Source organism: Paraburkholderia sp. BR13439, from assembly GCF_040948805.1.
Taxonomy (GTDB): Bacteria; Pseudomonadota; Gammaproteobacteria; order Burkholderiales; family Burkholderiaceae; genus Paraburkholderia; species Paraburkholderia youngii.
Map to the genome: position 1 here is coordinate 18,153 of NZ_JBFPKN010000038.1, position 21,198 is coordinate 39,350.

Genomic DNA, 21,198 nt, shown 5'->3' on the forward strand with positions numbered 1-21,198 from the left:
CATGTCTGCCGTATTCAAAAAAATTATTCGCGAACACAAGCTATCGTCCCGCCTGATTCCCGTCTTCACGCTGGCGCCGGAGCTGGAGCTCGCCTGCGCACGCGTGGCCGATTTCATCGGGGAGAAGTTCATGGGTGAATCTGAGCCGCTTATCAAGGAGATGCTCGACACAGCGATCGCATCGTTCAAGCGCACGCGCAAGACCGGCAACCCGCACGTAGCCTTCATGCAGGGGCTTTTCAGTCACGCAGAGCGGCTCTACGCGCGGCGTTACGTGGCACGCGACGGCGAGCGGTACCACGTGTGGCCGCCAATGCTCGAACCCGTCACCGAGTTCGAAGCACGACATGAGGCGCGCGGAACGGAAATGGTCGACGAACGATGCCCGGAGAACATCACGCAGCGCTCCGCCGCCTTCCAGCTTGCAGCGCGCGCACTGACGGGCGAAAACTTCCGGCTCTACTTCGAGGACTACGATGTCGCTCACACGTTTTCTGATCGCGAAGCTGGCGAGAGTTGATGTGGACGTGGCGCGGCGGGCGCTCGCCACGGCGCATTCGCAGGACGTAATGGATGAGTCCCGCCCCGCTGAGTTCTCGCGCGGCGCTGGCGCGCGCGCGTACGGTATGGCCCTGTTCGTCTCCCGTCGTCCCGTCCACTTCTACATGGGTATGTTCGGCCTGATTCTGTTTCCGCTTTACATGCTGTCCCGGCTTGGGTCTGCGCTCATCGAGTGGGGGATTGCCACCTATGGCCAGTAGCCGATTCGTTTCGCACGTCAAGTGGTGGTTTTTCCTTGTGCCGCTGCTGGCCCTCGTCGTCATGCCTGCGCTTCCGGATCGCTCGCTGTTTGCTGTGCCTGCGCAGGAAGCGCAGTCTGTCGAAGACGTACTGGGCGTTGAGCGTGCCGATGACGTACTTTCGCTTACCAATGCACGATTCAGGCGCTGGTTCGTCGACACTGGCATCATCCGCTCGACGCTCGATGCGTCTGCATCAGGGGAAATCGGAGAGGCTGGCGTGTCCGACTTCGCCCGCTCCTGGGTACACAACTTCTGGCTGGAGGTGTATCGGGTGATCTATCGCGCGAGCGTCATGAAGCTGTGGCTGATCGGGACTTTCGTTTTCTGTGTCGCGGCTTTCGTTGATGGTTCCGTACGACGCAAGGTCCGGGCCTCGGCCGCCGGATTCGCGAGTCCGCTGTCTTTCCACCTCGCTGGCCACGGGATTCTGCTTGTCTTCGGGGTAGCGTTTGCGGTTCTAGCAGCGCCATTCCCGGTCCTCGCCCAATACTGGATCGCAGTCGCCGCGGTGCTCGGCGCGCTGCTGTGGAAGGCGGCCGCCTCGTTCCAGTAACACTTTTCCCGGAAAGCTGCTGAAAACCGGATAGCTTTCCGGGTTAGGAATCTGAGCCGGCTCACGGCTCCGGTCCTTCGATGCGCTGCCGTTCCCAGCGTCACGCCGCGATTCCATCCCTCAAATTGAACCGACACCTGGTCTTCATCAGGTCACCGCGGGTCAGCAACAACGCAAGCTATCCATCCCGCGAGTGCCATTAGCCGAATGGCGGACGCTTCATCCCCAAAAGCACAACAAAATCGAACATGTTTCGGGCGTATCTGGCTGCGTGGCGTCGTAACAATAAGGTCGTACCGCGCGCGTGGGCGCGCACTTTCCACAGGAAACCACATGACCACCATCACGGAAGAGGCAAATCTCGACGCTGCCAGCAATCCTGCGGCTGCCGAACTCACAATGTCACATACGCCTACGAACGGCGGTAATGATGGTGCCGCGGCGGGCGCTCCGGTGGAGAGCGGTCCGACAATCAGCGACGGTGCGGACGGTGGCGAGATCGAACTCGAACTGCAGCAGATGGAAGACGCCGCGAACACCCTTCACAGGGAAGGTGTGATCAGCGACAGCGAAGTGGACGAAAAGCGCGAGCAGGTCGCACGAACACGCAAGATGTTCCGTGAATTGTCCCCGGCTGAGCGCGCCGCAATCGTGCAGCGCCGCCGCGAGATCGGCCGTGAGCTGATGAACCGGCAACTGTCAGGCGCGGCCGTGGTCCGGGCCGCTGTGCGCCTGAATCACACGCGGCTCAAACCGCTCTTTGAGCAATGGTGGCCGTATCTGAACCGCATGAGCATCAATATGCAGCGTTTCGGCCGCTCGACGTTCGGTGCGGAGGATCAGGGCACGCTCACCGCCTTCTTCGAAAAACACGTCGGCGAACTCGAGGCCTACGTTGACGAGCAGCTGAATGTCGCCGAAGGATTCCGCGTAAAGACCGAAGCTCGATTGCGCGAGCAGGGCGATATCGTGTTTGCGCCGAGTGTCACCAAGCCATCTCTGGCAGTCGAAGTCGAGGCTTATTCGCGATTCTCGATGCGTGTGCTGTCGTTGCTGACGAAGTTCGACCACGTGATGGATCATTTCGACTTTCTCGTCTGGAACGGGGTGCGCGATCAGTCCGACATCGATGAGGAAACGTCGCGTTTTCTGCGCAAGTTCCACCCGGTTGGCTTGCGAGGCTATATGACACACCTGCGTCTGATGACCACGGTGCGCGGCCGCTAACAGGACGGCCAACATGCTCGACGGGCTCAATCCGCAACAGCGGGAGGTCGCAGAACAGCGGGGGCACTGCGTCGCGATCGCGTGCCCCGGCGCGGGCAAGACCAAGACCATAGCGGCGAAGGCCGCGCTACTGCTATCGGACCCCGCTGCGATCGTCGGCGCGGTCACATTCAGCAAGGATGCGGCCGTCGAGCTGCGCGACCGCATTCTTGCGCTCGCTGGCGACGGCACCAGGAAGCGCCTGATCGCAGGCACGTTTCACTCGCTTGCATTCAGGCAACTGGGCAAGCGCGATATTGCGACTGATGGCGACCGCATGGCGCTGATAGCGCGAGTGATCGCCGAGCTGGGTCTGGACTGCAAGCCAGAGGATGTCGTGCCCGTCATCGAGGGCATCAAAACCAATTTCGGACGCGTCGAGGCGGGCACCGGCGACGCGCAGATCTACGAAGCCTATCAGGCGTCGCTGGAGCGAAACGGCAAGATCGACTTTCAGGACATGCTACGACTGGCGGTCGCCGGCATGGAGGCGGGGGACATCGAACCGTATCACTTCACCGATCTGCTCGTTGACGAATTCCAGGACACGGACCCTTTGCAATATCGCTGGGTCGAACTGCACGCCAAGGCGGGGGCCAACGTCACCGTAGTTGGCGACGACGATCAGAGTATCTATGGCTTCCGTGCCGCACTCGGCTTCAGGGGCATGGAAAGCTTCGCAACCACGTTTAGCGCCCAACGGGTGGTGCTCGGGAGTAACTACCGTTGCCACGACGAAATCCTCTCAGCGGCTGATCGCGTCATTCGCAACAATGCAGATCGCATTTTGAAGGTTTTGCGAGCAGAGCGCGGCCCGGGCGGCGCAGTCATGGCCAGGCGCTCTGATGACGAATATGCGGACGCCGTCGCGGCAGTCGAGACGTTGCAACCGCTGCTGAAGGCGGGCAAGTCATGTGCAATCCTTTCACGCACGAACCGCATTCTGGACCCGATCGAAGCCGTGTGCCGATCGCATGGTGTGCCGTACTTCCGCGCCTCCGGCAGCTCCGTGTTGAATCGCCCGCAGGGCGCGCTGATGTGCAATCTGCTGGAAGTCGCCGAAGGGCACAAGCAGAACGGGCTCGACGCGGTCTTCGGCTACATGGGTGTCAGCACGCCCCTGCTTGGCGTCCTGCACCGCGATATGGGGACGGTGCTCGTCCAGCGTCAGAAGAAGGATCTGCTGGCGCTCGGTTTGCCAGAAGATACGGCGACGGTCTATCGCGCATTCATGAAGCGGCTATGCGAATGGCAGGAATTGTGCGCGCGGCGGTTCTATTCGCTGGTGCTTGACGGTGTACACGAACTGATGTTGACGTATGCGAAGAACGACCAGGCGATCCGGGCGATCCAGGGCACCTACGACGTACTGTCGCGCCTGTCGGGGACATTCGCCGAGCGCATCGAGTTTCTGCGGCGAGAAAACAACAAGCCGGCTGAAGGCGCGCTAGTGCTTACCACAATGCACAGTTCGAAAGGGCTCGAATGGGACCACGTGTGGATCTCACGCGCCGAAGAGGGTGTCGTTCCTGATGAGAAAAGCACCGAGTCTGAGGAGCGTCGCCTGTTTTATGTGGCGATGACGCGTGCTCGCGACGGATTGACAATCGCGACGATCAAGAAAAATCCCGTCTCCCGATTTGTCATCGAATCTGCGATCCAGTAGGCATTGATCCGCATGCTCAAACGACTGTTACACAGACTCGGCTACACGCCGGCCTCAACTCTGAGCCTCGTCCCGCACAGCGCTGCCCAACACGGTGAGCGTGCCCTGCATCAACTGCACGCCGATGGATTCCAGTGGTCAAATGCCAGAGCCGACGCGCTGTGCGCCTGGCATGAAGACGGCGAGGGCTATCACTACGCAATCGGCCGCGAGGACTGGGCGCCGCTCGCGGTCGTCGGACTCTCGTTGATTGGCAACGGTCAGTGCAGGGCGTGGCTCGACGAGACGGTACAGGCGCGCCTGGGGATCGGTCAAGATCTGCTCGCGTCGTGGCATGCAGCAAACAGACCGGTGCTGGATGGCTTGCGCGCCAGCCTCGATGCATGCACGTCCCCGGATGCCGCAGCGTCGATGTCCGGTGCAGAACGGGACATCGCGCCGCTCCTCAAAGCAGGTGAAATCGCTGAACTGTTCGCGCTCACGTGGAGGCGATATCACCTCGCCTCGCCGTTTAGCAGACTTGGTAATTCGGCCCCGTACAACAGGCTCGCTGTGCATCATGCGCTGCGGATCGCGGCACAGACCAACCTTCATGCACTTGAGCGGGCACTGGAATGGCTGACGTTGTGGCTCGAAGCGCGCGGCATGAGGGTCGACCGCGAAGCACAGTCGGTTGAACTGCCTGGCTATCAGGCGCTATATTTCCAGTCAGATGCCGGAATGTGGCCGTGATGCGGAGCCGCGGGAAGAATAAGGGGCGCTGTGCGCCCCTTGTGTTGTTGCCCTTTCCGGGCTGAATGTTCGTCAGCGATTAAAGAGCCACATTGTGCAGCTTCAGGACAAGTCGATAGTGAGAGTCGCCTAGCGGCACGTCGATTGTCTGGCCGTCTGCGACCACCACGTTGCGTTTCTCGACGATCAAACCCTTCGTATTCACGACTTCGGAACGACAGTCGGCTGGCCCGTCTTCGGACTTGCCGACGAATTCCGTGTCCTGAACGCTGACCGAAACCATCGCCTTGTTCCCGTCGACCATGGCCGGTGCGATAAACAGGGCGCGGCCGACAAAGGCGCTCTCGCTCCTAGGAGTGGTCGTGTTGCCAACCTTCGTACAATGACCGTAGCCGATGTTGTCGCCGTTCGAAATGACAAAGGCGGCTTTACCATCGTTGCCAATGATCGATGTGCCAGTCACGATCTGAACGCCGTCCTTGTAGAGCGCTGCGTCGAGCTGCTCTTGAACTGGTGCTGTTTCGGCCTGTGCGCTGGCCATGAACGCGCCGGCAACGAGGAAAGGGCTAATAATCTTGCTGATACAGTGCATCATGGAACTCTTCTGGTTGAAAAATGTACCTAGGCGCATCATCAGGAGTTCGATGCGGCGCGTGACAACTGCTGAACGTTGCTTGCAGCGTTCTCTATCGTCAGATCGCTCCTGCGCTTGACCTGCCCTTCAAGTGACGCACGCGGGCCTAGACGGATCGTCCCGTAGTAGTAGACGTTGCCTATCACGCGGCCATTGATCTCTAGAGCGCCGCGGGCCCGGACGTCGCCTTCGACGGTTCCATCCACCCTGACATACTCGCCTTCGACCTGACCCTTCACCATGCCTCCCGGGCCGATGTGGACGAGGCCGGAACTTGAAACGACATTCCCGTCCACGATGCCGAAGTTACTCATACCGTGATCGAGGATGACGTCACCGTGGATCGATAGCCCCGCGGACAGGAGCGTGACATTAAGCGGCTGTTGCTTCATCGGTCGCCTCATCAGAATAGCTGCACATCGCCCGACTTTGAGCGCTGTGCTTTGGGTTGCGCTGGAGCGGCCGGCTCGGCGATATCGCTGTTTGCAGTGGCCGCCGCGTGGCGGGTAAGGCGATGCAGAGGACGCAGGACAGCGCGCGACTCGGCTCTCGGAGCATCCTGCGCCGATCCGCCGGGAACCGCTTTCGGCTGCGTTGTGGCGGGCACAACTGGGGGCGTGGCCGCCGGCTGGTTGTTATTCGGGGCATCGGTCACCTTCGGCGCAAGTTCGGAGGGCTCTGTTGCAGGCGACGGCGACGCAATCCCATTGACAGAAGTAGCGGCCGGCGAAGATCGCTGCATCCGAATGGGGGATGCTGCTGCGCTTACGGCAGAAGCATGCGGAGCCTGGGAGGCTGGAGCAGCCGGTAGAACCGATTGAGAAGCGAGAGTGCGGGCATCGACGTCCGCGAGTGCGGACTGAGCCACCGGTCTGTGCGTGTCGAGGTCACTCGACACAAGCGGACGTGCGGGCGCCACGTTGATCGGCATCGTACCGTCGGAGTTGCCAGCAGGAACCGGAGACGGCTTCGCCGGGTTGGGTGCGACCGGCACTTTCGGCGCCACGACCGTCTCATGCATCGCGCGCCAGATACGCGCGGCGCTTACTCCACCGCCTGCAGCTAAAGCGGCAATAGCAAGCGCGAGGACTGCAGGCTTGCCGGCCTTGCGTAGCACAGCCGCAAGTTCAACAGCGCGACTGCGGGCGAGCGGAACGCGGTCCGGCGCAGGCAGGACGGGCATGGCTGCCGTATGACTAGCAAGGTCGATGATTACCGGCTGCGTGCTGTACTGCGCGTGCAGCGCCTGAATTTCCCTTAGATTCATATCTCTCTCCTGTGACAGTTCGAGCGTAGCCAACCAGCGGCGATGTCAAGCCGCGATGGGGCTTTCCGGGTCTGCTCTGGAAGGGCGGGCGTTACTGCTCGCGCCGCTCGCCGTCGAAGTCGTACTGATCGTTGTCCGGCATGCAGATCTGCACGATATGTTTGAGCCTGCGCTCGGCGTTGTTGAGGATGCGGGCGCGTTCCTCACCTGTGATCTTGCTGCTGACGACGCGTTCGGTTGCGCGCGCATACACGCGGTCGTACTGCGTGAGGCACCGGACCAGCAACCCGGCCAGAGGGCGGGTGATCGTCAGCTCGATCAGGTCATGTGGCAACTCGATCGGGCGGGCTTCATGGCGCAGCAGCCATTGCTCCGTCTTGCGCAACCACTCTGAAGTCTCCCGCAACGCCGTCTCGAGTGCGCGCACTTTTCCCCCTCGCGCGACCGCGATCTTCGACGCGCAAAAGTTGTAGTCGGAACGAATGTAGTTCCGCGCGAACAGCGACGAATAGCGCAGCACGGTTTTCGCATCCGACTCTGCGTTAATGCGCGCAATTCGCGAATCGCTCGTGAGGCGTTCGATGGGCTTCAACCCGCTACCGGGTACGGCAGGCGTTGACTGTTCAGTTGGCGGGGCGACGGCCATAGCTGGAGCATCCGGTGCTATGTCTGGACGCGGGTCCGGCTCCTGTGTCTGTTCAAGAACTGCGGCCATGGGATTATTCAGGGTGGTCTCTCTCACCGGCCATTTTGCGGGCGCATGTCAGACGATATACGGTCAAAAGCTATGCCGTTTTCGTGATCTTTCGGGGGATTTGCGGCAGCGTTTTGGGCAATACTGACTCTACTTCTCGCGTCCCTGACGCATCGACGCTGACCCGGCTAGCCCGGAGTCCATCTTCTGTCCAAGTCGTGCCCTGCGCATGCTCCGACTAGCCGGCAACTGGTGTGGAAGCTTCTGCTGATGAGCGCCTAGCCTGTGCTCCCCATTCATTCAGTCATAAAACTCGTCGCCGGCCGCATTCATTTGCGCCGCGACATCGTTCGGACCCGGATCATTCGGGTGTTCTCTCTCCAGAGCCCGTCTGGGTAGAACGATCGTAGTGGACTGATCCGTGATCCTGCGGCGGAATGAATGTTCCGAAAATGGGCTGTTGCGCGGCGTGACCATGCCGCGCGGGAACGACCTAACGTTCCCGACTGTGAGCCTCACGGCTCCCTGAGCGCCACGACCCCAGAAGGGTTGTGGCGCTCGGGTCATTTCATCCGAATCCCGAAGCGCGCTCCTCTGACCGAGGAACGCGCTTTTTTTTCGTCCTTTAGTTCCTGTCCCGTACGGAGGTCTTCCATGCTTCCCGACCGTCTTGACCAGCGCATTGCCCAGGCGATCAGCGACACGATCGCCCAGGAACGCGCATCTGCAGATACCGCGTCGCCAGCATGGCGCACGCGGTGCGAGGTAGCACGGTTCGCGACGTTCAGCGATCCCGAGCGCCGCGTTTTTCTTTCACATGTTGCTGAACGCCGCGGCGAGGCGGCGGCGCACGAACTGGAGCAGTCGGCCGGCGAGTTGCGCACCACAGCGATCTTTTTCCTTGCGAGAAAACCCTCATGAATGCAGTTCCCAGCATGCTCAACGGCCCTGTGCGCAGTGTCGTTGAAGAACGGGCCTTGCGCCCGCCGGTGATCGGACACATCCGGCCCGGCATCAAGGTGCTCACATCGAAAGCCCGAGCCAACAGTCGCGCCGTTGACATCTACAACGGCATGGTTGCGGCGGGTGATTCGTTCGACACGATCGGCAAGGTGATCGAATCGAAGTGCAACCTGAAAAACGCACTCGCGCCCAAAAACACACCGTATTTCACGTGTCGCCGCTCGGATTTCACCAATCCCGACGTCGCCGACGAAATCCTCAGGCTGTATGGCGAGGATCGTGGCGAGGGACTCAAGCTCTATCGCTTTCCAGTGCTGTTCGCGTTCAACGACTGGATGCAGAACCTGCCCAACCAGATGGCCGTGTACGGCGCCAATGGTCGAAAGTTCTTCTCGCAGTACGAACGCGATGGCATCCGCTATTGCATGACGTACGCGAAGATGGAGCGGGATCAGCGGGCGCAACGCGCGGTTCGCCACTTCGGCGGCCGCACCGTGATCCGGCGGCAGGATGAAGCGATTCCTGATGGCATCTGTGACCCCGAACAGTGTCCGCAGTATCAGGCGCGACATTGCAACCTGTCAGCGAGTTTCATCTTCGCTGTGCCGGACATCAAGGGGCTGGGCCTCATCGAGTTGCCGACGAATTCGATCTACGTGCTTCAGAAGGCTTATTCGGCCATGCAGACCGTGCAGCTTGCCAGAGGCAAACTGACCGGGACGCGTTTCTGGATCACGAAGCGCGAGTTCGACATCACGCGCATCAACGAAAACGGCGAAGCGGTTCGGGCAAAGCAGCTGCTCACCGTTCTCGACGCCGACATCGACATCGGTGCGCTGCTCGACGGCGCCGATGATGCGGTGCCGGCAATCGAAGCGGCTGGCCAGGCTGTCGCATTGCTCGAGGCCGGTGGCAACGTTGTTCCCCTTGGCGGTGGCTTTCCAGTCGCCGTTGCTGATGAGGGAACACGCGGTGAGAGCTCTGTCGACGACAGCGACCCGATGGCAGACCAACAGGCATCCGGGCAGCAACAGCCGGTACAGGTTGCAAGCGGGGCCGAATCAGGCCATGCACATCCCAACGCGCCGTCATCGCAAACTGACGGCAGCGCGGACGATGCAGTCGAAACGCTCGCCGACAAGCTGGACCGTATGTCGGACCTGCTGAAGCGTCTCGGGTTAAGCGCGGAAAACCGGAAGGAAGATTTCCGGCTCTTTGCGCACACCACGTATGGACGTGGATGGGTCGAGCGGCCGCAGGATGTCGACAGCATGAACGAGCGTCTGGAGAAGGCACTGACTGATCGCGCAGCACTCGATCGCGAGATCGCGGCGACCAGGCAGACGACGTTCTTCGACTGACCGGTTTCATCCTTTTCCAAAACCTTCCTGCCAGCCCTTCGGGGCTGGCTCTCTCCATACCCGTAGCGAGAACATTTTAGCAAGCCGGTGTTTGCTCAAGTGTTTTCGAAAGCGCATTTGCGCATCGAAGCCATGCCGCTAGAGCGGCCATTCCCTGTTAATCAGAAAGGAGTTCGTCCGATGCGCACGATCGGGAATTACACCGCGCTTTTCGGCGCGGACGATGTATTGAGCAACTGGCATCCGTGCCGTTTCACCTACCACGGTGTCTCTTTCACGTGTGTCGAACAGTTCATGATGTACGCGAAGGCAAAGCTGTTTGATGACGAGACGTCCGCCGCGAAGATTCTCGCGGCGACTGATCCGATGACACAGAAGAAGCTCGGCCGCAAGGTCGCCAACTTCGATCTGGATACATGGGTCGCGCGGCACGAATCGATCGTCTTCGTTGGCTGCCGCGAGAAATTTGCGCAAAGCCATGAGCTACGGTCCGTGTTGCTGGCGACGGCGCCGACGGTGCTGGTTGGGGCCAGTCCCTATGACCGTATCTGGGGCGTCGGCCTTGGCGAACGTGACCCACGTCTGACCGATGAGTCGCAATGGCGCGGACAGAACCTCCTGGGCATCGCGCTCATGAAGGTTCGGGACGCACTCGCTGCGCACTGACGAAAAGTTCTTTTTTCCCTGCGTCCATCCGGGCGCGCATTCAAATATTGGCTGCCGTATGGCGGCCTTTTTCATTTCTGGAGGCGAAAGTGAGATTCGCACATTTTTCTGACCTGCATTACGCGCCGGACAATCTGGCCGAGTCCGACCGTTGTTTCAGTTTTGCTGTTGGCAACGCGATCGACAGCGGCGCGCAGCTTGGCGTGATTTCCGGCGACTCGACCGATCACCGGCTCGATGCGCATGCGCCGTCGTTGCACGCGCTCGCGACCCAGATTCACCGGCTAGCCAACGCGATGCCTGTGCTCATGTTGCAGGGCACGTTCTCGCACGAGCCTCCAGGCACCCTCGATAACTTCGCCCTCATGGGCGGCGTTCATCAGATCCACGTTGCGAATCGCGTGTCTCAGGTCGCGCTCGTCGATGGGCGTTTCTGGGCATCGAAGGGACCTGTCTTCTCGGATGACGAACTGCGTCAGTTCATCGGCGTCATGCCCGAAGTGGTGTTCACCTGCCTGCCCACGGTCAACAAGGGCCAACTGGCTTCGAGCGTTGGCGCGCTCGAGGCCGGTACGGGACTGGGCGATGTGCTCGCCGCATATCTGGCGGCGGCGGGCCGGGTGAACAGGCAGCTTCGCGCAGCGGGGATTCGCACGGTGGGTGTCTCGCACGGCACAGTCAACGGCTGCACCACCGAGCGCGGCGTCACGATGGCGGGGTTCGATCATGAGTTCTCGCTCACGGCGTTGTTCGAAGCCGAATGCGATGGCTTCATGCTGGGCCATATTCACAAGGAGCAGCAGTGGGAACGCGACGGCAGGCTGGTCGCATATCCGGGCTCGATTGGTCGCTTCCATTATGGAGAAGAGGGCGAGAAGGGCTATCTGTCGTGGGACGTTGAACCGGGCAGCGGGTCAGCAACGCTCGTCGCAACGCCTTCGCGACAGATAATCTGCATGGACTTCGACGGACCACCGGACATGGCAAAGCTTCAGGAGCTCGCAGCGGACGCGGCCGACAAGTTCGTGCGTGTGCGCTGGCAGGTCGACGAGGAGCATCGTCAGGTAGTCGATCGTGAAGCGATCAAGGCGCTGTTTTCCGGTGCCGCGGGTCTGAAGGTCGAGTCGCGCGTATTGCCGGTGGTTCGCAGCCGTGCCCAGGGCATCAGTCTGGAGACGACCGTCGAGGGGAAACTCGCACGCTGGTGCGAACTGGTGAGCGTTGACGCCAGCCCGCTTCAGGACCGGTTGCAGCTGCTCGCCTCCGGCGACGTGGAAGCGATCGCGGCCGGTGTGCTGGCCAGTCTCGCTTCCGGGCCCGATTCGCAGCCCGAATCGCAGCCTGAATCGCCACCTGAAGTGCCGGCGCTCGCCACGGTGCTCACGCATCCTGCCGCATTGCTGGAGACGACGGACGAAGTCACCGCCGCCCCGGTCGGGACTGACACGAAGGCGACGGCCACACCGGCGTCGCTCGACTGGCTCAACGACGATCTGTTTGCGGCCTAGCCGCCACGGTGAGAGTGGCCTGTACGGCACTCTCACGCGGAACACAGCCGTGTTCCGGAAGCCCGCCCGCTACCAGAGGACCGCGGGCTTCCGGAACAAGGGTCACCCGCGTCCCTGACGCATCGATCGCAGTCTGCTGCATCCATCTTTTATAACCCTGGCGGGGATTCATCCCCTCAGGGATGCAGTCCGCCCATCTTCTGTGGAGTGTCATCATGTTTGGTCTTTATCCCGCCGGCGCCCAATGGGTCCGGCATTTCACTGCGAACCGCTCGCCGCGCGAGATCCAGAAGGTCCTCACCGACCAAGCGGGTTATCGCGCGAGCATTTTTCATCTTCCCTTTGGAGAACATCGCGGCGCTGTCATTGCCCAGTCGGACCGCTTCCTGATCCTGACTGCTGCCGTCAACGCGGCAACGGCGGATCTGGCCGTTGTGCCCGACGTGCAGTTGCAAAACCTGCTGTGGTCGTTCAACACGGGCTATGCAAACCAGTGGGGCTCACGCGAGCTGCTCGCGCTGACCGGTGTCGATAACTGGGACGCGCTGATCCGGCGTACCAGCGCGGCCTATGCCGCCGTCTGCAAAACCGTTGGCGAAGTCGTCGACGGGTCGCTGGAAAAGAGGGCGGCGCAAGAGATCGCTCGAGTGGCCGCTCAGGCGGCTGCGAACGCTGCTCAACCGCCTGCCCGCGTGCCTGATCCGATCGTTGGAAGGATGTTGTCCAACGACGATGATGCGCCGTGGTTGCCATCGGACTATCTGTTCGATGCGCCGCTTCAGGAGGTGCCGACATGCGCCCACTGAAACTGACGCTGACGGGCTTTATTGGTGTTCGTGACGGCATAAAGCGCGACACCATCACGCTCGATCTCGAATCGCTTCCGGCAGGCCTCATCGCGTTGACCGGTCCGAACGGTGCGGGAAAGTCCACGATCATGGATAACCTCCATCCGTACCGGATCATGCCGTCGCGGGCCGCGAAAGTGTCGGTGGATGCGTTCTCTTACTGGGACCACATCTACGGCGCGCACGTGCTCAAGGAGTTCGAGTGGGAGCATGGCGGTGTGCGATACCGCTCGTCATTCGCATTCCGCAAGCCCGGCAAGACGGGTAAGGCTGAGTACTACCTGGCCTGGCGCGACGCGGACGGACACTGGCAGCCCATGCAGACAGGTGACGGTACTGTCTCTGATGGCAGGGCGGAGACCTATGACCTGTGTGTCAAGTCGGTGTGTGGCTCGCTGGAGTCGTTCTTTACCAGCGTCTTTTCTGCGCAGAACCGGCGTCCGCTCGCCTCCTATGGCGCGACCGAGATCAAGGCACTGCTCGCGGAACTGCTGCATATCGATGACCTGCGCACGCTGTCGGCGAAAGCCGCCGATGTCGCGAAGGCGCTCGGTCGTGCCCTTGACTCCACGCAACAGCAACTCGTTGCGCTTGGATCCAAGCGCGATCGCGTCGCCCAGCTCGATCAGGCCATCGCTTCTGATGCACAGTCCGTCACCGCAACTCGCGAGAGCCGGGAGACGCTGAACGCAAAGGTGGCCACCCTGACCGACCAGCGCGCCGTTCTCGCTGCAAGGCAGACGGCCAATGCCGGTGCGCAGGCCCGCCTGCGGGAACTCGGTACGCGGCGAAGCCAGATTTCGTCGGCCATGCAGGTCCTTGTAACCGACGCACGCGCCGATGAACAACGCCTGAACCAGCGGCGCGCTTCGTTGCGCTCGTCCATCGCGGAACACAACGCAGTGATTGCGCAACGTGAAGCGATTCTGGGCGCCGCCACGGCACGTGATATCGCCCAGGCACGTATTGCGAGCGAGGAGGCGCGTGTCGAGCCGATCCAGAGGGAGATTGCTGCCCTCGAAGAGAAGCAGCTTGCGCTGACGGCGGCAACTTCCCGTCTGAACGGTCTGGAGTCGGAAGGCACGTCGAAGATGACGCTCCTGAAGTCGCTGGAACAGCAGGCGAGTGTGATCAGTACCGTGCCCTGTGCCGGTCATGAGATGCATAACACCTGTCCCTTGCTTGCGCAGGCCCGTCAGGCGGACGTACAGGTCCAGGAGCACCGCATTTCGCTCACGAATCTGCGTGCGACGTTTCGTGCCAAACGCGATGAGGTCGCGCTGCTGACGCCTCAGGTGCAGCATCTCGCGGGCAGACGGGCGGAGCTGAAGGCGGTCAATGATGTGATCGCGGCCGCGCGCCGTGACCTTCAGAAAGCTGTCGATCTCGCCGCACGCAAGCCGCTGCTCGATGCCGCAACCGGGGGTCTGGGCAAAGCCAGTGAAGAACTGGCCGCGCTCGAGACCGAGGAAGCCACGCTGCGTGCACGCCGCGAGGCACAGCACGCCCGTCTGTCGGAGGAAGCGAAGGAACTGGACGCGGAAGTCGCACGCCTCGGCGTCGACGACGTGACCGGCGCCATCGCCGATATCGACCGGCAGCTAACCCGGTGCCGCGAAGCCATCACCGCGGCCGATGCCCGGATCGAATCACTGATCCGCTCGCAGACGACGCGTGAGGTCGAGCGACAGGCGATCGCAAAGGAGCTTGCGGGATTCGACGCGACACAGTCGCGCGCGAACCGCATCTCCGATGAGATTGCCCAGTGGAAGCTGCTCGCGAGAGGCCTCGGCAACGAAGGCGTGATTGCATTGACGATCGACGATGCGGGCCCCGCCCTCACGAAGATGGTGAACGACCTGTTGCTCGCATGCTACGGCATGCGCTTCACGGTCGAGATCCAGACGCAGCGGGCGCTGGCGAGCGGTGAACTGCGCGAGGGGTTCGAAATCCTCGTGCATGACGCCGATCATGACAGCACCAAGGCAGTCACGGTGATGTCCGGCGGCCAGAAGGTCTGGATCAACGAGTGCCTGACACGCGGCATCGCCCTGTATCTGGCAAGCAATGCTGGCCAGCCCTACCAGACCCTGTTCAGCGACGAGTCCGATGGTCCGCTCGATCCGCAGCGCAAGCTGCAGTTCATGCGGATGAAGCGGGAAGTGCTGCGGCAGGGCGGGTACGAGCGGGAGTTTTTCATCTCGCAGACCCCCGATCTGGTTGCGGAAGCGGATGCAGTCATTGACGTCGAGGCGCTCGCTGCCTGAGCTGTCATTTCCTGTCATTTCTTGACCCTGTGGGGAACGTCCCCACAGGGGCGTTCCCTCGTCTTTTTAATAACGAGGAATCCCATGCAAAACCTGTTGTTGCTGCTCATCGCAGCAGGCAGTTCGTCACTGTGCGCCTGCACGGCTCAACCCGTGGCACACGTTGAGCCGGCCAGGCCAGCACCGACGATCGTTGTCCGCAAGCCGCGAGGCGAGCCGGGCGACTTTGATCTCTGCAAGGATGGTCGCGTCCTGGTCTTCCCGGCCGCGCATCCGCAAACCTCTTCCTGATCGCGCGAAGCCCCGGCCTCGAAAGAGCGTCGGGGCTTCGTGCGCAAACATGGAGGTGACCATGAAGAAGCAGATCGCAGCCGCAACCGTGATCGGGGCAATGCTTGCACTTGTATGCCTGCTCTGGGAACAGCAGTCGTTTGCTGCGCTTCACAAACATCCGGCGCGCGTACCAGCCAATAGTCTGTCGCCTTTCGACCGGCAACTTCGTCGCGCCTGACTGCCGCAATCAAATTTTCTTTACCCCGACCGGGCAGACCTCCCGGTTGGGGAGGTCTGCCCGGCATCCCCCAAGGAGCCGAAATTGACTTTCTCTTGCAGTGATTTTCTAGATGATGTAATGCGCAGTCTCGTCCACTCACAGGCGATCACTGAGGCCGAAATTCCTGCCGATGACCCCGGCAAAGCCGCAGATGTTGCGACCGCGGCAATCGTGGCGATGCATCGTGCAGGCCTGTTCGCACGCTTCATGCGCGAGCTGCTGAACGCAGTGGAAACGTTAGGAGCGGTCGCTGAGGCCCACGGTGTCGACGCGCTGGTCTTCCTGTTCGATCTGCAGGCGGCGATTCTCAACGATACTTCTGTCGATGCGCACGCAGGCATCGACGGTCGCATCGTCGAACTCGTATCTCAACTGCCGTCGGCCGCCGAATGGATGAAGCATATCCGGAAGGAAGGGCATGAGCTCGACGCTCGCTTTGGGGCTACCGCTCTGCTGGAAAGCGGAGATTGTGGATCGCCGGACCACGAGTTCAAAAACTTCCACCGGCTGCTTTGCGAGCGCTTCGAGTACCCTCACGATGTGATTGACTGGAAACGCGATCAGCTTTCGCTGATCGAATGGATTGCGAATCGCCAGGCGACCCCGGTCGGTGTGCAGCCGATTCCACACATCCGGGTCAGAGCGGACGGCGACGCGAATTTCTATCATCTTCTGGACGGCGAGGACTGGGTTGCCGCCGTGCAGATGAATGGCAGGTTCACGGTGCCGATGCAGGAAGCCATGCTGCAGAAGTTTGCCGGGGTGTTGCGCAATCCATGCGGTCCTCACTCGCCGGACATGAACAACGCAGTTCCTCATCATGTCCGGGACCGGGTGAAATGGGCGCTGAGCCGGTTGCGTGAACATGAGGCCGCGCTTCAGGGAGTTCAGCTGGCGCGCGGGAACGGCCATATCCTGGCACTGGAACTGAAGGATCGGGAAGAGGCGATCAGGCACGCAATGGAAAGGATTAACGAATTCTGGGGTATGGCTGCGAAAAATGGTGTGGATGCTGAAGCGTTTATCCATTCCATTGGCGGTCTTCCCGATCTGGAGAGGTTCGGATACCGGACCAGCTAACCGGTACTACCATGAAACCGCCCGTCGAGCGTCCCCTTCCCGGGGTCGCCCGACGGGCATTTTTTTTGGTGCTCGCGCAGTCGGCGCCGGATTAGCGGCTCGTCTTCGGTCGAAAGAGACCACTATTTCCGCATCTTTCCCCGTGGCCACGCCCGCGCACTGGAATTACCCTTTGTGAATCTTCTGCGCCACAGGCGCATCGACCGGCCCGCCTCGCGAGCTTCTTTTTCCCCTTGGGAGCTTCTCCCACAGGCTCCCGTCCTACTGGAGCCTTGATGAAAAGCATTCAACGCAGCGCCAATCGTTACCGTTCTGCTTCCTGGGAGCGGGTCTGCGCAGCATCTACCCGGGTTCCCGCAGATTTCGGGCGTCACTTGCGTGACGTCGCCCGCCCGCTGCAGATCGCCTACCAACGTCTCATGTCCTCGTATGAGGGTCATCCAGCCGGTATCGAGTGCCGTATGGAGGATCGCGAGTCGTGGGCTTTCGCACTTCCGGATGCGTCAGGCTCAAAGGCCTGGCGCATTCAGCAGTTCGACCTGGACGGGTTCATCGGTCATCTTTGCTTCGACTCCCTCAACGAGGCGATCGAAGAAATGCTCCGCATGGGCTACTGCGTGACCGATCCCGGAGCACTCGATCGCATCGGAGCGACTGCCCGTTGGGCACGGGGTGTACGCCGCGCAGCGCTCATGCAGAAGCATCAGGAAGGCCTCATCACCTACCGTCAGATGATCGACGAGATGTCTGCACTGCCTCACTGACCTTTCAACTCCTTAACCCCTGTGGGACCCGCTCCCGTAGGGGGGCGGGCTCCATTAACCCGGAGCAATCATGTTTGACGAGATTCTTCAAAAGATGGAGGCCGCGATCGCCGTCCTCATGGGCCTGATACGTGCCGGCCATCCGTTGTGCGGCACGGCCAGCGGCAAGGACTCGACGTGCGCGACGATTCTCATGCTAGAAGCCGTGCGCCGCGTCGCGGAAGAAGGCCACGTGCAACCCGCGCACTACATCTCTTCGGCCAATACAACGATCGAAAACGGCAGTCTTGCGCGGCATATCGAGACCATGCTGGAAGAGGTCGACGAGCACGCGGCCGCATATGGGCTCGGGGTGACGACGCACATTGCCACGCCGTCGCTGGCGATGCAGTTTGTCGTTTCCACCATCGGCCGCGGCACCCTGGTACGCACCGTCGAAAACGGCGTGCGTGCCGGCAAACGCACGAGAGCAACGCGACGGACTGGAAGCTCATCCCACAGCGGCGGTTGCGCGCGGCGCTCGAGCGCGATGCGACCGCCCGCGGCGACCGCGAGATCTGTACCATTCTCGGCAATCGCATCGCTGAAAGCGCCTCGCGCGGCGTTGCCATGCTGGCCCGAGCGGAAAGCGCGATTGCGCCTACGCGTGACGCCAACGATGCACTGTCTATCTCACCGTTGCGCGACTGGTCGGTCGATGACATCTGGCTGATGCTGACGATGTTTGCCGACGAAGAGAAGCGTCCGTTTCCTTGTGCGTTTTCGGTGCGATCCATCGAACGTCTGTCGGACCTGTACCGCGCCGGTAACGATGGCATGTGCGGAGTGGTTCTCGGCGAAAGTGGGCAGCGTACGGCGTGCGGTTCGCGATTCGGATGCGTGTTCTGCTGCGTCGTTGGCGATCGGGACAAGTCGCTGGAATCCATGATCCGGGAGCCGGAGCATGCGTACATGGCGGGCCTCAACGATTTCCGCAATTACCTGCTCGCGACACAGTGGGATTTGAAGCGCCGCGAGCTGGTCGGTCGGTCGCTGAGTTCTGCCGGATATGTGCGAGTGCAGCCCGATGTGCTGTCGTTCTGGGAGCGCATGAACCTGTTGCGCTACCTGCTCACGCTCGACGCGCTCGAAATTGAACGCGCCGAACGGCACGACGCGGATCTCGCGGCTGGTCTCATTCCTGATACGCCCGAGAACCGCGACCTCTGCGACGTGCAGTTCGAAATGATCACGCCGTCACAACTGGTCGCGATCGACTTCATGCTGTCCATGCACTACTACGCACCGCATGCGTTTCCAGCGGTATCAGCCTGGTACGAAGTCCACAGACTGGGGCGCCGATACCGCATCCCCAAAGTCGACACGTTTCCGAAGGTACCCATCACGAATCACGGATGGTTCCGCGTCGGACAGTTCGACGCGGAGGCGCCCGCCGAAGGTCTTCGGGATTTTGGCGCAGAGCAGTGGAACGGGTACCGACATCCGGGTCGCGTGTCCACCTATGCGCAAACGACTGCTGGCGAACGCGTTGTGTATTTCGAACAAAGCGACCGCCTCGACGTCGATGCCGAAAGAGCGTGTGAGTTCGTGACCTGCTCGTTTGATTACGAGTGGTATGCGCGCGTGCAGGTCAACGCAGGCATCGAATCGGCGCGTTTCTGGCTCAACGAAACGATCCTGACACTGCCTAGCGGGAAGTCCCAGCGATATCAGGAGATGGCGGTGCGTGGGCAGTATTTCGCGCGCCTCGCCGAGCGTCTGAACCTGACGCCGGCGGAGATGGATCAGTACCTGATCAGCAATGCGGTAAAGGAAGTGCAGCAGCTCGATCTCTTCTCGATGGCCGCGTGAGCGGTCTTATCTCATTCACCCTTGCGGGGCACGCCCTCGCAAGGGGCTGCTCCGCGCATCCATCTGGAGTAGCTTATGTACCTTGAAGCAGCTGAACCCGGCATGCCGGTTCGCCAGCGCAACGCTCATGTGGACGAAGGCGTGGTTCCGTGTCGGTATCCCGCACAGCGGCGGCCGACTCGCATACCACGCGTTCAATGAAGGCTACGCGGGCATGGTCTCCGCTTCTGCCTTCTGGAATCCGAAAACCGGGCGCTTCCGCAACCCTGAAGCGACAGACCTGACAGAGATGGATTTCGCTCTGGACAGTGCGGGATTCACCGCCATGCGGCTCTTTCAACTGAAAGGCTGGCAGCGCGGCATCGCTGGCGTATATCCGTGGACGATGGAGCAATGCGTAGAATTCGCCTCGTTTTCCGGGGCGACGTGGGTCTCTCAGCCCGATTTATGCTGGGAGCCGGAGATTGCCGCGGATCAGGCTGCGATCGACTATCGCATCAACGCGACGGCGACGCTTCTGGAGGGAATGCTGCGTGTCGTCTATCCGTGACAGGATGAACTGTCGAAGACGATGAGCGCGGCCGCGGTTCAGAATGTCGTTCGCATCCCCGTAGGTGTGGTTCAAGGCCGGACGGTCGATGCGTTACAGACGCAGCATCGATCTCATGATGCAGGAGTGGGAGCGATGGATGCCATGGATCGCGCCCCCAGTCCTGATCGGCCTTGGGTCCGTCTGTCGACGGCACCTGACCGATCCCAAACATGGGCTATTCGCCATACTGGAGGGGCTGGAGGGGTATCTTCCAGCTCGGGCGCGCGTCCATTGCTTCGGCGTCAAGGGGCAGGCCTTATCGAGGGTCAAGATGTATCCTTGGGTGGCGAGTGTAGACTCGATGGCCGCCGACTATTCGGCGCGGGTGAAGGCCCGACAGGCTGGGATCTCTAGCACGATTGCGCACCGCGCAGCGGAAATGAATCGCTGGATGGCGGCCGCCTCACGGCGTGCTGAACCTGCAACTGGCGACCAGTTCCGTCTTGGCTTCAACCACTGAATGCCGCATCCGTTTTATCGACCCAGCCCGCGAGTTCTCACAAACCGCAGGCTTGTTTTTTTGGGGGGTCTCAGCACTTCGCGATTAACGATGCACGGCCGCAGATCACGCGCGAATCAGTTCTGCTCAGTGCGAACTGGCTCGGTCATCGCAAGGCGCGCGATATCCTTTGGTACCGCGACCGGAGTGCTATGGCTTGTATGCACGCGCGTACGGCCCGCAAGCACGAATTCAGATCGGATCTTCACGCGCTGCGTGAAGAGTCCGCGGCCGGTCGTCACAGGGGTTGATTCATGCGGGTTTCTGCGCTCGATGTAGTCGTGGAAATCGACCTCGATAGGGAACATGACCTGCTTGTTGTCCTGAACCTTCAGCCTGACGCATTTGAGCGCCACGCCGCGCAAGTGGCTGTCGAGAATGCGGTTGAGGAAGTGGTCACGAACGATGTACGAGGTCATCGCGCTTTGAAATGCCGGATTAAAGTGAAGCAAGTGAACAATCGCCAGACGCTCCGATGAAGCCGTGATGGCAACGCGAAACATCGTAAGCGGTCAATAAAAGACGCCCTTCCATCGAGGGGCAGAAGGTCAGAAGCTAGGTGTCCACGTGGACACCTGCACACTGACACTGATGACAGAGAACAAAGACCTGAAGAGCCGTCTGGTGATTG

General features: G+C 61.1%; 24 protein-coding genes. 20 read left to right on the forward strand and 4 right to left on the reverse strand.

Annotated features, from left to right (window positions below):
- Position 1 precedes the first annotated feature (1 nt).
- From AB3X96_RS38905 to AB3X96_RS38930, 6 genes are all read left to right on the forward strand, one after another.
- Positions 2–520, forward strand: a complete 519-nt coding sequence (locus AB3X96_RS38905) for a hypothetical protein (protein ID WP_152854562.1) — start codon at positions 2–4, stop codon at positions 518–520.
- Positions 477–761 (forward strand): hypothetical protein, encoded by a 285-nt coding sequence (locus tag AB3X96_RS38910; RefSeq protein WP_152854561.1) that lies wholly within the window; start codon positions 477–479, stop codon positions 759–761. Before AB3X96_RS38905 ends, AB3X96_RS38910 begins: the two co-directional genes overlap by 44 nt.
- Positions 751–1,356, forward strand: a complete 606-nt coding sequence (locus AB3X96_RS38915) for a DUF4400 domain-containing protein (protein WP_152854560.1) — start codon at positions 751–753, stop codon at positions 1,354–1,356. Before AB3X96_RS38910 ends, AB3X96_RS38915 begins: the two co-directional genes overlap by 11 nt.
- A 333-nt stretch (positions 1,357–1,689) precedes the next feature.
- Positions 1,690–2,583, forward strand: coding sequence for an ATPase (locus tag AB3X96_RS38920; RefSeq protein ID WP_152854574.1), 894 nt, complete (start codon positions 1,690–1,692; stop codon positions 2,581–2,583).
- Between the two features lie 13 nt (positions 2,584–2,596).
- Complete coding sequence (locus tag AB3X96_RS38925) at positions 2,597–4,288, forward strand: ATP-dependent helicase (RefSeq protein WP_368593936.1); 1,692 nt, start codon at positions 2,597–2,599, stop codon at positions 4,286–4,288.
- A 12-nt stretch (positions 4,289–4,300) separates the two neighbouring features.
- Complete coding sequence (locus AB3X96_RS38930; protein WP_368593937.1) at positions 4,301–5,020, forward strand: hypothetical protein; 720 nt, start codon at positions 4,301–4,303, stop codon at positions 5,018–5,020.
- Between the two features lie 79 nt (positions 5,021–5,099).
- On the opposite strand, the gene AB3X96_RS38935 is transcribed toward AB3X96_RS38930, so the two are convergent.
- The 3 genes from AB3X96_RS38935 to AB3X96_RS38945 all read right to left on the reverse strand — a co-directional run bounded on the left by AB3X96_RS38935 (position 5,100) and on the right by AB3X96_RS38945 (position 7,513).
- Positions 5,100–5,654, reverse strand: coding sequence for a hypothetical protein (locus AB3X96_RS38935; RefSeq protein ID WP_368593938.1), 555 nt, complete (start codon positions 5,652–5,654; stop codon positions 5,100–5,102).
- Positions 5,654–6,046 carry a polymer-forming cytoskeletal protein gene (locus tag AB3X96_RS38940; RefSeq protein ID WP_368593939.1) on the reverse strand — a complete coding sequence of 131 codons (393 nt, stop codon included), beginning with the start codon at positions 6,044–6,046 and terminating at the stop codon, positions 5,654–5,656. Before AB3X96_RS38940 ends, AB3X96_RS38935 begins: the two co-directional genes overlap by 1 nt.
- Positions 6,047–7,012: 966 nt before the next feature.
- A complete protein-coding gene (locus AB3X96_RS38945) occupies positions 7,013–7,513 on the reverse strand; it encodes a DUF1845 domain-containing protein (RefSeq protein ID WP_368593940.1) in 501 nt (166 codons plus the stop codon).
- Between the two features lie 756 nt (positions 7,514–8,269).
- Between AB3X96_RS38945 and AB3X96_RS38950 the strand changes: the two genes are divergently transcribed.
- The 14 genes from AB3X96_RS38950 (at position 8,270) to AB3X96_RS39015 (ending at position 20,528) form a co-directional block, all read left to right on the forward strand.
- Positions 8,270–8,536 carry a hypothetical protein gene (locus tag AB3X96_RS38950; RefSeq protein WP_368593941.1) on the forward strand — a complete coding sequence of 89 codons (267 nt, stop codon included), beginning with the start codon at positions 8,270–8,272 and terminating at the stop codon, positions 8,534–8,536.
- Entirely contained in the window at positions 8,533–9,939 is a 1,407-nt protein-coding gene (locus AB3X96_RS38955; RefSeq protein ID WP_368593942.1) for a hypothetical protein, read from the forward strand. Before AB3X96_RS38950 ends, AB3X96_RS38955 begins: the two co-directional genes overlap by 4 nt.
- 117 nt (positions 9,940–10,056) lie before the next feature.
- Entirely contained in the window at positions 10,057–10,605 is a 549-nt protein-coding gene (locus tag AB3X96_RS38960) for an NADAR family protein (RefSeq protein WP_368593943.1), read from the forward strand.
- An 89-nt stretch (positions 10,606–10,694) separates the two neighbouring features.
- Positions 10,695–12,113, forward strand: coding sequence for an exonuclease SbcCD subunit D (locus AB3X96_RS38965; RefSeq protein WP_368593944.1), 1,419 nt, complete (start codon positions 10,695–10,697; stop codon positions 12,111–12,113).
- A 182-nt stretch (positions 12,114–12,295) separates the two neighbouring features.
- Entirely contained in the window at positions 12,296–12,919 is a 624-nt protein-coding gene (locus tag AB3X96_RS38970; protein ID WP_368593945.1) for a hypothetical protein, read from the forward strand.
- Positions 12,907–15,228, forward strand: a complete 2,322-nt coding sequence (locus AB3X96_RS38975; protein ID WP_368593956.1) for an SMC family ATPase — start codon at positions 12,907–12,909, stop codon at positions 15,226–15,228. Before AB3X96_RS38970 ends, AB3X96_RS38975 begins: the two co-directional genes overlap by 13 nt.
- A gap of 84 nt (positions 15,229–15,312) precedes the next feature.
- The gene (locus AB3X96_RS38980) at positions 15,313–15,519 is read left to right on the forward strand and encodes a hypothetical protein (RefSeq protein WP_368593946.1); all 207 of its coding nucleotides are present in this window, start codon (positions 15,313–15,315) and stop codon (positions 15,517–15,519) included.
- Positions 15,520–15,580: 61 nt separating this feature from the next.
- A complete protein-coding gene (locus AB3X96_RS38985; protein WP_368593947.1) occupies positions 15,581–15,739 on the forward strand; it encodes a hypothetical protein in 159 nt (52 codons plus the stop codon).
- A 120-nt stretch (positions 15,740–15,859) separates the two neighbouring features.
- Positions 15,860–16,861: a hypothetical protein gene (locus AB3X96_RS38990; protein ID WP_368593948.1), complete on the forward strand. Its 1,002-nt coding sequence runs from the start codon at positions 15,860–15,862 to the stop codon at positions 16,859–16,861.
- A 275-nt stretch (positions 16,862–17,136) separates the two neighbouring features.
- Positions 17,137–17,625, forward strand: a complete 489-nt coding sequence (locus AB3X96_RS38995; RefSeq protein WP_368593949.1) for a hypothetical protein — start codon at positions 17,137–17,139, stop codon at positions 17,623–17,625.
- 70 nt (positions 17,626–17,695) lie between these two features.
- A complete protein-coding gene (locus tag AB3X96_RS39000; protein ID WP_368593950.1) occupies positions 17,696–18,337 on the forward strand; it encodes a hypothetical protein in 642 nt (213 codons plus the stop codon).
- Between the two features lie 239 nt (positions 18,338–18,576).
- The gene (locus AB3X96_RS39005) at positions 18,577–19,476 is read left to right on the forward strand and encodes a hypothetical protein (protein ID WP_368593951.1); all 900 of its coding nucleotides are present in this window, start codon (positions 18,577–18,579) and stop codon (positions 19,474–19,476) included.
- An 82-nt stretch (positions 19,477–19,558) separates the two neighbouring features.
- Complete coding sequence (locus AB3X96_RS39010) at positions 19,559–20,026, forward strand: hypothetical protein (protein ID WP_368593952.1); 468 nt, start codon at positions 19,559–19,561, stop codon at positions 20,024–20,026.
- A gap of 88 nt (positions 20,027–20,114) precedes the next feature.
- Positions 20,115–20,528 carry a hypothetical protein gene (locus AB3X96_RS39015; protein ID WP_368593953.1) on the forward strand — a complete coding sequence of 138 codons (414 nt, stop codon included), beginning with the start codon at positions 20,115–20,117 and terminating at the stop codon, positions 20,526–20,528.
- A 116-nt stretch (positions 20,529–20,644) separates the two neighbouring features.
- On the opposite strand, the gene AB3X96_RS39020 is transcribed toward AB3X96_RS39015, so the two are convergent.
- On the reverse strand, positions 20,645–21,070 hold the full coding sequence (locus tag AB3X96_RS39020) for a hypothetical protein (RefSeq protein WP_368593954.1): 426 nt from the start codon (positions 21,068–21,070) through the stop codon (positions 20,645–20,647).
- Between the last annotated feature and the right edge of the window lie 128 nt (positions 21,071–21,198).